This window comes from Nostoc sp. UCD121 (genome assembly GCF_014222285.1).
Taxonomy (GTDB): domain Bacteria; phylum Cyanobacteriota; class Cyanobacteriia; order Cyanobacteriales; family Nostocaceae; genus Nostoc.
In genome coordinates this window covers 19190-32842 of record NZ_JACKZS010000019.1, presented here as the reverse complement: position 1 = coordinate 32842, position 13653 = coordinate 19190, and the positions used below count along the sequence as shown (strand labels likewise).

Sequence of the window (13653 nt, the reverse complement as noted above, 5' to 3'; positions counted from 1 at the left end):
ACCACGACCGTAAACTTTAAACCGCACCCATAAAATCTACATATAGTTTCAGCACTATCCCTGAGACAATTAACAATTAAATAGTTTAATAGTAAGCGAGATTCGTTCAGACAGGAATATCGCTATAAATACTAATGAAATAAGGCTTAAGAATGATTAAGAGTGCAAATTATTAGTGGTTATTTTACAAATTTATGCAAAATTTTATTTGCTACAGTTTAACTGCATTTTTTGGTGTAATTGTGTTGTCTGATGCAGTGGAGGCAACGAAAAATACAGAGTTACAGATAGCACAACAAGTAGAACCAATTGTTCAAGACGCTATTCCTGTGGCGGCGAAACCAGCGTATGCAGATTCGTTTTCAGAAAATGTAGCCAGGGAAGTCTTTACTAGTGTTAACACTGCAAGCTTAGGACTGCAAATAGCCCAGTCAGAAGTTACAAAACCACAAAACCAAAATTCTGCGCCAAGCCCAATCCAACCACTTAAAGATAAAGCATCTCAACTCTGGAAAGAAGCAATTGAACTATCCAAGCAACCATCAGCAGCATCACAGCGACAAGCAATTATAAAATACGAAGAAATACTAAAAATATCGAGATTACCAGAAGTACGTGCCGTAATACCTCAAGAAGCCCGATCCGATGAAGCTTCTACACTTTATATGATCGCCAATACCTACGGTAATCTGAATGAAAATACCAAAGCTCTGGAATATTTGGAGCAAGCATTAGCTATTTCGCGAGAACTAAAGGATCGTCTTCTTGAAGCTCGTATGCTTTGGACAATCGGCAATATCTACGGCTTCAACCCGACTGAATACACAAAAGCTGTGGGATATTTGGAACAAGCATTAACTATCTTGCGGGAATCCAAAGAACCAGAAGCTCGCTCCAAACAAGGTGTAACGCTCTTAGCACTGGGTGTATTTTATCTAGAATTAGGGGAAAAGCAAAAAGCGTTTGATGCTTACAACCAAGCACTGTCATTGTATCATGCTGAAAATCAATCCGAGACAAAGGCTCAAGCACTATCAGGAATTGCTGGAGTATATGATGAATTTGGCGAACCCAAAAAGGAGCGTGAGTATTTAGATCAAGCCTTAGCGATTCACAAGGCAAATAACGATTTACCAGGACAAGCAAGTACACTGACATCCATTGCATTAAACTACAAAAATTTGGGTGAAACAGAGAAAGCCCTTGATTATCACCGACAAGCACTAGAAATTTATCGCCAAACAAAAGATTTATTTAAACAAGCAGACACACTCAGTAGCATAGGCTTAGTTTATAGTTCAAGAGGCGATAGCTCTTCAGCAGAAAAATATATCCAGCAGGCTTTAGAGTTACAAAAGACAGTTCAAAAAGAATTAGAACAGGACGTAAAATCTCAAATAAAACAAATCATTATTCTCAAGAAGATTGCCATCAGCTACTTTTGGTTAGGCGATACACAGCAGCAAATTTATTACTTAAATCAAGGACGAATTATAGCCCATGAGCTAGGTAAAACTCAAAAAGAAGCAGATATTATTTCCAGTATTGGTTTGGCTTACTATCTTCTAGGTGAGACTCAAAAAGCCAAAGATAATTTTACTCAAGCTTTAAAACTACAAACTGAAATTAAAGATTTTCAAGGAGAAGCCAAAACGCTAGTAAATATTGCTTCTATCCATAGACAATCAGGAGAATTTCAGCAAGCCTTAGATATACTCAACCAAGCACTAGAGATTTCTAAGCAAAAACAAGACTCCTCTCTAGAAGGCGAAATTCTCTCTAACATCAGCGATGTTTACAGAGATTTAGGGGCTTATGGATTAAGTATCGAAAAAAGCAAAGAAGTTTTGGCAATATATCAGCAAAGTAATCCGAGTTTAGTCGTAAATGCTCTCGACTACATAGGTGTTGCTTATCTAGCAAGCTGCTTTAATCAAAAAAAACCAGAAGATTGCCGTCAAACATTGGATTATTCTAACCAGGCTTTAAAATACGCGCACGAAAAAGCTTCTGTTTTTGACGAAATTAGCATTCTTGGAAGTATTACCAAAGCTTATGAATTATTGGAGCATTATCCCCAAGCGATAGAAAATGCCGAAAAAGCTTTGGAATTATCTCGCAAATATAATCTTAAGGATAAGGAAGAGACTGCTCTCGCTTTATTAAGCGCCGCTTATGAAGGCGCAGGGGATCATCAAAAGGCTCTTGATGCTAGTAAACAAAGTTTGTCGCTATCACAGCAACTAGGAGATTTAACATCGCAAGCCACCGTCTACAAAATTCAAGGTAAGATTTACATCTCTATGAAGCAGCCGCAGCAGGCTATAGAGGTTTATAACCAAGAACTAAAGCTAGCGCAGCAAATAGGCGACACAGACCACCAAACTTATCCACTTTATAAAATAGCCATTATTGAGCGCGACAGAGGCAATCTCAACCAAGCCAAGACGCAAATAGAATCAGCCATAAACATCATTGAGACTACGCGCAGCAAAGTCAACAGTAACGACTTACGTACTTCCTACTTTGCCACAGTGCAAGATTATTACAAGTTTTACATCGATTTGTTGATGCAGTTGCACAAAAAAGACCCATCAAAAGGATACGCTGCTGAAGCATTGCACATCAGTGAACGTTCTCGCGCCAGAGGTCTTTTAGAACTATTAACAGAAGCCAATGCCAAAATCCGTAAAGGCATTGACCCGCAACTACTAGTAGAAGAACAAAACTTGCAGCAGCAACTTGATGCTAGAGATCAACTGCGTCAAGAGTTAGTGAATAAAACAGCACCCACAACCGCAATACAAAAGCTCGAAAAAGAAATTGCCGACCTCCGTAGACAATACGAAGAACTGCAAACCAAAATCCGTACAAGTAGCCCCAAATATGCAGCGCTGAAATATCCCGAACCTCTGAAATTAACTCAAATTCAGCAACAACTAGATTCAGACACCCTTCTATTGCAATATTCCTTGGGTAAAGAACATAGCTATCTTTGGGTTGTCACTCCGAATTCTCTTGATACTTATGAACTACCCGGACAGGAAAAGATAGAGAATGCTACAAATGATTTTCGTCAATCTCTGTTAGATAGAGGTTTTGATCAAAACCTCAAAGCAGCAAAACAACTTAGTCAAATCATCTTCGCCCCTGTCGCTAACAAGTTAGGAAAAAAACGTTTGGTAATTGTGGCTGATGGTGCTTTGGAAAATATTCCCTTTGCGGCGTTAACTGACTTAACCTCTCAAGAATCTTATCAACCCCTGCTAGTCAATCATGAAATTGTTAATCTCCCTTCTGCTTCAACCATAGCTATCCTCAGACAAGAAACCAAAGGGCGCAAAGCAGCACCCAAAGCCCTAGCTATCCTTGCTAATCCCGTATTTAGTGCTGATGATTGTCGCGTAACTCATAAAGATAATTGCCTTGTGACAGGCAAACTAAATGATGATTCCTCAACTCCCGAATTCGACGAACAACGTTCTGCCCTAGCAAGGGCTGCCAAAAATCTCAACCGCGATGGTTGGGCCCCACTTGATGGTACTCGCCTGGAAGCAGAGGCAATTCTCAAACTCGTATCGCCAAAAGATAGCCTGCAAGCTGTTGATTTTGATGCTAACTACAACTGGGTAACTAACCCACAACTGAGTCAATACCGCATCATTCATTTTGCTACTCACGGCTTTGCTGATAACATCAATCCAGAGTTATCAGGAATCGTACTTTCGTTGATAGATAAACAAGGTAAACCCATAAGAGGTTATCTGCGACTAAACGATATCTTCAATCTTGATTTACCTGCTGATTTAGTGGTGCTAAGTGCCTGTAACACCGGACGCGGTAAGCAAGTTCAGGGAGAAGGCTTGGTGGGATTAACAAGAGGATTGATGTATGCAGGTTCACAACGAGTTGTGGTGTCTTTATGGAGTGTGAACGATGAGGGAACAAAGGAATTAATGAGCGAATTTTATCGTCAAATGTTGCAGCAAGGTAAATCACCAACTGCTGCTCTTAGAGCAGCACAACTATATTTGTGGCAACAGAAAGAGTGGAAAAATCCTTATTTCTGGGCTGCTTTTACTGTGCAAGGCGAATGGCAAAATAATTCGTGATGACGCTCTCTACGAGATGCTAAAAGCGAACGACCTACCGTTACGCTAATGCTATTCGTAATTAATGATGAATTTGCAAGTATTAATTAACTAAGGAATTTTATCAATGACTAATAAGCATATCTACAAGCAATTTTTTGCTGGAATTATTGGTGCGATAACTTTGGGTGCTTGGGTATCAGTTCATGCACAAGCACAGACAGAAACTCAACAAATTAAACCACCAAAATTCAGCAAATTTCAAGAAGCATCTCAATTCAAACTACCCGCGAATGGAAAGCCTTTTAAACCTTCTGACCTCAATCAGTCGAAAAAAGCAGATGAAGCCAGCCGGGGAATACCTCGCGGTATCGATGACCGTATCCCCATGACTAGCAGAAAATATCCTTGGTCAACTATTGGTCGAGTCCAGGGTACAACAACTGATTCCAAAAGCTATCATTGCACAGGAACTTTAATTGATGATGATATAGTTTTGACAAATGCCCATTGCGTTATTGACCCTGATACCCATAAATTAAGTCAAAAAATTCTGTTTATGCCAAATGTAATTAATGGTGTTGTGCAGGATGAAGTTTTAGTAGAGCAAGTTGTTTACGGTACAGATTTTACTGATGACAAGCTCACAAATCAGATAAACGACTGGGCACTTCTCAAAATTAATCAGCCTCTCGGTCGGAAGTATGGTCATTTAGGCTGGAAATCTTTGCGTTCTTCGACTCTCATTAATAACCCGAAAACGTTATCTTTTGTTGGCTACTCTGGCGATTTTCCCAATCCCAAGAAAAAAGGCTATGAAGACCTGACTGCTGGTAGAGGGTGGACTGCAAGCTTTGAAGCTGGGTGTAGCATTGTTGGGGAGAAGTCAGGAGTACTTTACCATGATTGCGCTACTGGAGGTGGTTCTTCTGGCGGGCCTCTTATTGCCTGGGTTGGTGAACAACCCTATATTGTTGCCCTGAATAATGCTGAAATTAAGAACTTGGCAACAAATCAGGATATAACCAATCTGGCTGTAAAAATCGATTTTTTAGATAAGTTGGCTGGTGGTAATTAATTCTTAGTGATTTGAATCTTGTAGGACACGCATCTTACCTGTCCTACGAAATGGTTGATTCTTGGAGCTGTCTGATGCACATTTTGCGGATTTTGTCAATACTGTAGTACATAATCTATAGAGGATTTTATCGTTTGCCAGAGGGTGAGGCGATCGCTCATCAAGCTCATAAAACATCTAAAATCTAAATTAAATAGCTTTGATATAGTTATGGCAATTACTCGCTCTATGTTTGGGGCAGTTCGTTTAAAAAACCCAATCTCTAACTAGTGCGATCGCTAACCGTATTTGCGACAGCAGCACGATAAAATTCTAAAACTATAATCGTACTAAAAGGTCTAAATGGCAGAAACACTATTTTTCAACGCCTTACGGGAAGCCATTGATGAAGAAATGGCCCGTGACTCCAGCGTATTCGTTCTCGGTGAAGACGTAGGACACTACGGCGGCTCCTACAAAGTTACCAAAGACCTGTACCAAAAATATGGCGAACTCCGCATTCTAGACACCCCCATTGCCGAAAATAGCTTCACTGGTATGGCAGTAGGGGCAGCCATGACAGGGTTGCGTCCCATCATCGAAGGCATGAATATGGGCTTTTTATTGCTCGCCTTCAACCAAATATCCAATAACGCTGGGATGCTGCGCTATACTTCCGGCGGTAACTTTAAAATTCCGATGGTAATTCGCGGCCCTGGTGGTGTGGGAAGGCAGCTAGGTGCAGAACATTCCCAACGATTAGAAACTTACTTCCAAGCTGTGCCAGGCTTGAAGATTGTTGCCTGCTCGACACCAAGAAACGCCAAAGGACTACTAAAATCAGCTATCCGCGATGATAATCCCGTGTTGTTCTTTGAACACGTTTTGCTTTACAACTTGAAAGAAGATTTACCAGAAGAAGAATATTTACTACCCTTAGATAAAGCCGAAGTTGTGCGCCAAGGAAAGGATGTCACAATTATCACTTATTCTCGGATGCGGCATCATGTGCTGCAAGCAGTAAAAACACTTGAAAAACAAGGTTACGATCCAGAAGTTATTGATTTAATATCCCTCAAACCATTAGATTTTGATACAATTGGTGCATCAGTACGTAAAACCCATAAAGTGATTGTTGTGGAAGAATCGATGCGAACTGCGGGTATTGGAGCAGAAGTCATCGCTTCAATAAACGATCGCTTATTTGATGAATTAGATGCGCCAGTACTGCGGCTTTCTTCTCAAGATATCCCCACACCTTACAACGGCAATCTGGAACGACTAACAATCATCCAACCAGAACAAATCGTAGAAGCTGTGGAAAAAATGGTGGCGTTGCGAGTCTAAGGACTGGGGACTGGGGACTGGGGACTGGGGACTGGGATATAAGAGCCAAAGGGACAGGAGAAGAATAATAATTCCCATTCCCAATTCCCAATTCCCAATTCCCAATGCCCAATGCCCAATGCCCTAACTCCTCAAAAGAACGCTATTATAGCCTTTGTCAGTTGCGAGTTATGGTATGCAAAGACAGCGATCGCTATTAATTTTGATTTTAGTCCTGATAATTGCCGCGATTACGGTGATTGCGACAATTCCGATACCCCTGGGACTGGACTTGCGGGGAGGTTCACAGCTAACAATTCAGGTGAAACCATCAGCAGAAATTCCCAAAATCACCGAACGAGAATTGGAAGGTGTGAAGAAAGTTGTCGAAGGCCGGATTAATGGTTTGGGTGTTTCTGAGCCAGTAATCCAAACAGTCGGCACAGATAAAATATTGGTACAATTGCCAGGGGTAAATAATCCAGAGCAAGCTGAACGGGTGCTAGGGGGGACGGCGCAGTTAGAATTTCGTACCCAAAAGCCAAATACAGAAATCCCACTGCGTGCTTTCCAAACATCTAGAGCCGAATTGAAAGTCAAGCAAGAAGAGTTGAGAAAGAGTACTGACAAAGCAGCAATAGCTAAGAATCAAGAAGATTTACAAAAAAGTAATCAAGCGATCGCAGAATTGTTTGAAAGCACTAATCCACCACTAAGTGGCAAATACCTCAAGGATGCTTATGGTGAACCCACTCAAGGTAACAATTGGCACGTTACCATTCGCTTCGACCAAAAGGGTGGTGAACTGTTTGCCAATTTGACCAAAAATCTCGCTGGTACTGGGCGGAGTATTGGTGTTTTTCTAGACAATGAACTAATTAGCGCTCCTACTGTGGGTATAGAATTTGCCGCCGCAGGTATTGCTGGTGGCTCTGCCGTAATTACAGGAAGATTTACCGCACAAGAAGCTAATGACTTGGGTGTACAGTTACGTGGTGGCGCATTACCCGTACCAGTAGAAATTGCTGAAATTCGCACTGTTGGGGCAACCTTGGGTAAAGACAGTATTACTAGCAGTATCTACGCTGGTATAGGTGGTCTGACTTTAGTATTAATATTTATGGTAGTGTACTATAGATTACCAGGGCTGATTGCCGATATCGCACTTTTGATCTACGCCCTGCTAACCTGGGCTACCTTTGCTTTGTTGGGTGTCACCCTAACCTTGCCAGGAATTGCTGGTTTTATTCTCAGTATTGGGATGGCGGTTGATGCAAATGTGTTAATTTTTGAACGGACGCGGGAAGAATTGCAAGCAGGCAAAAGCCTGTATCGTTCTATAGAATCTGGCTTTTACCGCGCCTTTTCGAGTATTTTAGACGGCAATGTGACTACTGTCATTGCTTGTGCTGCACTATTCTGGCTAGGGGCTGGTTTGGTGAAAGGCTTTGCCCTAACGTTAGCGTTAGGCGTAGCAGTGAGTATGTTTACAGCAATTACTTGTACTCGCACCTTGATGTTTTTAGCATATACAATTCCCGCGCTCAAGAAACCAGAACTTTTCTGTCCGAACCTGCCAACAAATCAGGCAGAGGTGGCTCAATGAAACTAAGTATTAACAAATCGCGATCGCTTTGGTGGACTATTTCTAGTGCCATCATTCTTGCTGGTATCATCTCAATGGTGATTTCTTGGCAAAACCCTAACATCAAAGCACCCCTACGTCCCAGTTTGGATTTTATCGGTGGTACACGATTGCAGTTTGAACGCGATTGTACCAAACTCGGTAACTGCGACCAGCCAATTGATATCAATGTCGTCCGGGAAGTAGCTAAAGCGCAGGGATTGGGTGATAGTAGCATCCAAATTGTCGCTGACAGAGGCACTGGTGCAGAAAATGGGATATTAATTCGCACAAAAAATTTGACTGGCGATCAGCGTAGCAACTTAGAAAATGCCTTAAGCGAAAAAGTCGGTACTTTTGACGAGCAAAAAAACCAATTTGATAGTGTTGGCCCTACTCTGGGGCAAGAATTATTTACTTCTGGTGTAATCGCTCTGATAGTTTCCTTTGCAGGCATCATTGTTTATTTGACCTTCCGGTTCCAGTTAGATTATGCGGTGTTTGCGATCGTTGCTCTATTACATGATGTATTCATCACGGCAGGGATTTTTTCGATTTTTGGTTTAGTATTTGGTACTGAAGTAGATAGCCTGTTCATTGTTGCTCTACTGACAATTACAGGTTTCTCAGTTAACGATACAGTGGTAATTTACGATCGCATCCGTGAAACCCTCAAGACGAATCCTAACCGAGCGATTGCTGACATTGTGGATGATGCAGTTAACCAAACTTTAGGACGGTCAATCAACACGACCTTTACTACAATGCTGTCATTGTTTGCCATCTTTCTGTTTGGCGGCGAAACTCTGAAAAACTTTGCTTTAGCTCTAATTATTGGCTTTACCGCGGGGGCTTATTCAAGTATTTTCATCGCCAGTACTCTTCTAACTTTGTGGCGAGAGCGCAACGGTCAAAGCGTGGTAGTCAGTGCTGAGTCGATTGATACATCTGCTGGTAATTAATCATTGGTTATTGCGTCTTGGGCACTTGTACTAAACGACTTGTATCGAGCGAAGTCGAGGTAAACCGCAAAGCCTGCGGCATAGCTATAGCTATAACTTAGGGCGCAGCCTCTTGTAGAGAAGTATAGGTTATTCTATTTGTCCCCCTCATTCCCCTCATCTTCGTCATCTTCCACCTTCCCACAGCCTATGGATAAATCCGAACAATCGTCAATAACTGACCCATCCTTTATTCAACAAGTACAAAGGCTACACAAACTTACAGTATATGGCAGATGGCTGTTTGTCGCTTTTTTGTGGCTCACCATTGCACCTGTTAGTTTGTGGGGTCTACGTACAGAAATTTCTCTGTGGCAACAATATTTTACCTGGGTAGCAGTGCGATATGGACTCTTCTACAATCCACTGTCTACCTTGGGTTTAGCCTTTTGTATTGGGATGACTGCTGCTGTTTTGGTTTGGCAAAGTCGGAATATCTTATTTGGACTACCAAAGCCGGAAAAACAACGTTTAGAAAAACAAGTTTATCGGATACGTCAGCAGGGGCCAAGCCATCCTCTGTGGAAGTGGGTTTGTCATTAATTTTTCTTTCTCGTTGCATATACATATACACGTACAGCAATTTTTAGCAAAATATGGCTTAAATATACAGAGATACTGCCAAAGGTGGATGCCATAAATGAACGAGTCTCAGATTCAATTTAGCGATTGCAAGTCTGAAATTGACCTTTACCAACTTCAAGAACTGTTAAATGTTTCAGCTTTCTGGGCAAAGGGACGCAGTATTGAAGATTTAGGTATAGCCATTGCCAATAGTGAACCAGTGATTTCTATCTGCGATCGCGATCGACTCATTGGCTTTGCTAGAGCAACATCTGATGGCATATATCGCGCCACAATTTGGGATGTTGTCATTCATCCAGAGTATCAAAGTAGTGGGTTGGGAAGCAATTTAGTGAAAACTGTTTTGAGTCATCCCCGCATGAGACGGGTTGAGCGCGTTTACCTGATGACTACTCACCAGCAGGGATTTTACAAAAAGATTGGTTTCCAGCCTAACACCACCACTACGATGGTGTTACACAATCTAGCTAATCTTGCTTTCGTTCAGGCTACAGAAGTTCAGCTTCAGGAATCACTAGGGGGATAGAAATTTGTAGTCTGGTAATCTCCTCATGTGCTTCCTTGGCAATGGTCGAAGGCAAAATTTCTAACTTTCCTCCCATAACTTCCATTAAAGTCTGATTGATTAATAGTCTCATTCCTGGGGAAAGAGCAGCCTTTTGATCAATTTGGATCTGCTGCCCATCAGATTTGAGCAAATCAATCGGCTCGCTCAAGGATATAGCATGAGTTGGAACATCCAGCCAAATGGTTACAAAATTATTTGTAGGTAAGATATTGCTAGAAATACAAATACTGCCTTCCTCCATTTGAGTAATGGCAGTGTCTATTAAACTGATCAATATTTGGCGGAGCCAGAGATAATCTGCTAAAACATAAATTTCTGGATCGGCGGGTAACAATTGCAAGGGAAAATTGCGATTAGCCGCTAGCATATAAGTTAATTTATGAATTTCTTCCAAAATTTGCGCTAATGGTAGGGGCTGAATATCTAATTTATTAGTACCGTGTTCCGTTCTCGCAACGGTGAGAATTTCATCTATCAGCTTGAGTAGCTTCAGCGTTCGTTCGTGAGCTTGGCCAATAAATTCTCGTTCTTCAGCCGGATCTTCACATAAATCTGACAAAATTAATTGATGCAAGCCAATCAAACCATTGAGAGGCGATCGCAATTCATGGGTAGTTCGTGCCAAAAAACCAGCTTTAAACTGGCTCATTTCCCTTGCCATAAAGTATGCCAGCTGCGTTTGCTGTAGCTGTTGTGATATCGGTGGCATCTCCTCTTGATCTAATGGCGCTATTAGGGATGAGCTAGATGAAAAATTTGCTGATGCCTGCGGCGGGCGTAACCATCGCACAAATAACCGATCGAAAACCATACCTAGTGCAAGTCCTGCTCCTAGATATATCCAGTTGTTCCAATTCATAATTTGGCAATTATTAACTTGTTAATTGACCACAACAGCGCAAACTAAAGTTCCAGATTTCTCTGTTGTGAAAATCAGGAAAACAACATTATAACTACCTGTATCTATTTATCACTCGAAAAATCTAACTTTATCGCACCTTGTCGTAAAATCTGCCAATTTATGCCTGTCCATTTAGCAACGGTGGAAGGTATGCCCATTGCTGCTGTTTCACCCTGACATTCTGTAGTTGCTAGAGTCAAAACCTGGGGAAACTGAGTCTCAATTTCTGCCATCGTTTGCAAAGGTGGCTGACCAGAAAAATTAGCGCTAGTTGTAGCAAGGGGGCCTGTTTGCGCCAAAATAGTTCGAGCGATCGCACTGTTTGGGACTCGAATACCAATTGTCGTTGGATCAACAGGGTTCATGACTTTTGGCAATCGTTCACTTGCTGGCAAAACTAATGTCAGCCCTCCTGGCCAATGTTTCTCAACTAGTTCTTGCCAAACTTTATACTCGTTTTCACTACCTTTAACATAGAGCCACAAATCTTCAGCACTAGCAGCCATCAAAATCAAAGGTTTATCTTGACTGCGTTGCTTCGCCGCAAAAATTAACCCGGCTTTTTCTGGTATCGCCGCAAGTGCAGGAACAGTATCAGTAGGAAAGCTTACCAAAAGACCAGCCTGTGCGCCAGCTATTAGATTTGTTAAAGAAACTTGTGTCATTTTTATGGGTACAGATATAGAGCATGGAGCATTTTACCTATGCGCTATGCCCCATGCTCCATACCCCATACCCTATTTCCTAACTTTTATAGGCAAGGGCAAAGCGTTCAATTCCAGCTAAATCAGCGTGAATTTGAATCTTACAATAGCTACCTTGATTTTGCAAAAGTTCTCGCACTGCATCCGCCTGTCCTGCCATCATTTCAATTAACCAGACACCGCCAGATTGTAAATAACTGGGAGAAATTTCTATCAAATGGCGAATGCAATCTAAGCCATCACCGCCACCATCTAAAGCTAGATGTGGTTCATGGTTAACTACTTCTGGTTGCAGTGTAGGTAAAGTGCTGGTGGGTATGTAAGGAGGATTCGACACCATACCACTAAACTGACCTTTGAGAAATGCTAGTGGCTCCCACCAAGAACCTTGATAAAATTTAATCCGGTCAACAAAACCCAAATTAGCAGCGTTGGTTCGGGCGATCGCTAGAGCTTCTAAACTATAATCAACAGCATGAATTGTTGCTTTTGGCAAGACATCTGCTAATCCGATGGCGATCGCTCCACTCCCAGTACCTAAATCTGCCCAATGTCCTGAGACACCGCTAGCTGCTGCTAAAGCTAAATCAATTAAGCTCTCTGTCTCTGGTCTGGGAATCAAAACGGCACTTGACACCGAGATTTGAAAGTTACGCCAAGGTGTCACTCCGGCAATATACTGCACTGGTAAGCGATCGTTTAATCGCCTCTGCCATAGCTGGTCTAACTTTTCTAGAGGTAATTGCAGCTGAATTTGCGGCCAGTTTTTAAAAGACTCCAAACGCAGTGCCAAGCGGTCTAACCCAGCAACTTCTAAGAGTAGCCAATCTACCTCGATTATTGGGACATCAGTGGCGATCGCTGCTTCAAGGGCTGCATTTCGCCACTGCCAAAGTTGTAAACCAGAAACTATCAGATGCTTCTCCCCCATGCCTCAACCTTGGAGTGCATAACCGTTATTTTTTCGGAGCGGGCGCAGCAGCAGGCGATTGATTCGGCGCAAGTGAGCGAATAAAATTGATGGACTCCCGTGATGGATACAGAACAATTTTATTGATACTAGGGTCGCTGCTGCTATTGAGAGCCTCCATAACACCGTACAAATCTACTACCTGAATTTCAGTGTTCTCTGCTTCCTTGGGCACGGCTTTTTTGAATTGGTCTAACAGAGCCACTGCTTGCTCTTTTTCAAAGAAGAATGGGATGAATCGCTCGTTGCCTTTTGCCAGGGGAATGGTCAAATAGCTATTATCTTTCTTAAATTTGGGTACAAATAAGGGAATCCCATTGAATTGCTCCCCTTTTTTACCATTTTGATTCAGCATACTGGTTGCTGAAGCTACCTGTGCTTGCGTCGGGACTAAAGTATAAATTACAGAGTCTGATTTCTTTTTGCTTTCTTGGACTATTTTATAGTAGTCTGCCAGGGATAAAGGTCTCACCTGTAAAGTGCTTGCCAATTGGGGATTTTCTTTTTTGAGCCGATTATCAAGGAATTTTTGAGCATCTTGCTTGCTAATAAAAAATCCTACTTGTGAGATCGGCTTGGACGCGTTGTTTTTCCTCGAAAGAACTACGAATTCGCCTTTAGGATTAGTAAGGGTGAATACAGGTACTTCTTGAAGCTTTTTCACTATCTGATCTTGTGGCAACGCTACCGCCTCTAGATTGCCTATTCCCGGTAGATTGCCTATTCCTGAAAGTCCCGCTAAAAATACACTGCCAGCTATACCCAATGTTGCGCCTAAGCGAATAAATGATTTCATGACTGCTCCTCGCATCAATAATCTAATTAA

11 protein-coding genes are annotated in these 13653 nt (G+C 41.9%); 7 read left to right on the top strand and 4 right to left on the bottom strand.

Annotation, left to right across the window (positions count from 1 at the left end; translation table 11 throughout):
* The first annotated feature begins 194 nt into the window (after window positions 1-194).
* The 7 genes from GNF10_RS06625 to GNF10_RS06595 all read left to right on the top strand — a co-directional run bounded on the left by GNF10_RS06625 (window position 195) and on the right by GNF10_RS06595 (window position 10210).
* Complete coding sequence (locus GNF10_RS06625; protein ID WP_185586751.1) at window positions 195-4112, top strand: CHAT domain-containing protein; 3918 nt, start codon at window positions 195-197, stop codon at window positions 4110-4112.
* A gap of 106 nt (window positions 4113-4218) precedes the next feature.
* Entirely contained in the window at window positions 4219-5169 is a 951-nt protein-coding gene (locus GNF10_RS06620; protein ID WP_185586753.1) for a serine protease, read from the top strand.
* 342 nt (window positions 5170-5511) lie between these two features.
* On the top strand, window positions 5512-6495 hold the full coding sequence (locus GNF10_RS06615) for an alpha-ketoacid dehydrogenase subunit beta (protein WP_012410204.1): 984 nt from the start codon (window positions 5512-5514) through the stop codon (window positions 6493-6495).
* Between the two features lie 175 nt (window positions 6496-6670).
* The gene (gene secD / locus GNF10_RS06610) at window positions 6671-8080 is read left to right on the top strand and encodes a protein translocase subunit SecD (protein ID WP_185585102.1); all 1410 of its coding nucleotides are present in this window, start codon (window positions 6671-6673) and stop codon (window positions 8078-8080) included.
* Window positions 8077-9060 carry a protein translocase subunit SecF gene (gene secF / locus GNF10_RS06605; RefSeq protein ID WP_185585072.1) on the top strand — a complete coding sequence of 328 codons (984 nt, stop codon included), beginning with the start codon at window positions 8077-8079 and terminating at the stop codon, window positions 9058-9060. The genes secD and secF overlap by 4 nt, the downstream gene beginning before the upstream one ends.
* A 189-nt stretch (window positions 9061-9249) precedes the next feature.
* Complete coding sequence (locus GNF10_RS06600) at window positions 9250-9642, top strand: hypothetical protein (RefSeq protein ID WP_185585071.1); 393 nt, start codon at window positions 9250-9252, stop codon at window positions 9640-9642.
* A gap of 97 nt (window positions 9643-9739) precedes the next feature.
* The gene (locus GNF10_RS06595) at window positions 9740-10210 is read left to right on the top strand and encodes a GNAT family N-acetyltransferase (RefSeq protein ID WP_185585070.1); all 471 of its coding nucleotides are present in this window, start codon (window positions 9740-9742) and stop codon (window positions 10208-10210) included.
* Here the strand turns inward: GNF10_RS06595 and GNF10_RS06590 are convergent.
* The 4 genes from GNF10_RS06590 to GNF10_RS06575 all read right to left on the bottom strand — a co-directional run bounded on the left by GNF10_RS06590 (window position 10173) and on the right by GNF10_RS06575 (window position 13623).
* Window positions 10173-11111, bottom strand: a complete 939-nt coding sequence (locus tag GNF10_RS06590; protein ID WP_185585069.1) for a sensor histidine kinase KdpD — start codon at window positions 11109-11111, stop codon at window positions 10173-10175. The genes GNF10_RS06595 and GNF10_RS06590 overlap by 38 nt on opposite strands.
* A 104-nt stretch (window positions 11112-11215) precedes the next feature.
* Entirely contained in the window at window positions 11216-11818 is a 603-nt protein-coding gene (locus GNF10_RS06585) for an L-threonylcarbamoyladenylate synthase (RefSeq protein WP_185585068.1), read from the bottom strand.
* A gap of 79 nt (window positions 11819-11897) precedes the next feature.
* The gene (gene prmC, locus GNF10_RS06580) at window positions 11898-12788 is read right to left on the bottom strand and encodes a peptide chain release factor N(5)-glutamine methyltransferase (RefSeq protein ID WP_185585067.1); all 891 of its coding nucleotides are present in this window, start codon (window positions 12786-12788) and stop codon (window positions 11898-11900) included.
* 25 nt (window positions 12789-12813) lie between these two features.
* A complete protein-coding gene (locus tag GNF10_RS06575) occupies window positions 12814-13623 on the bottom strand; it encodes a Tic22 family protein (protein WP_159402533.1) in 810 nt (269 codons plus the stop codon).
* Window positions 13624-13653 lie beyond the last annotated feature (30 nt).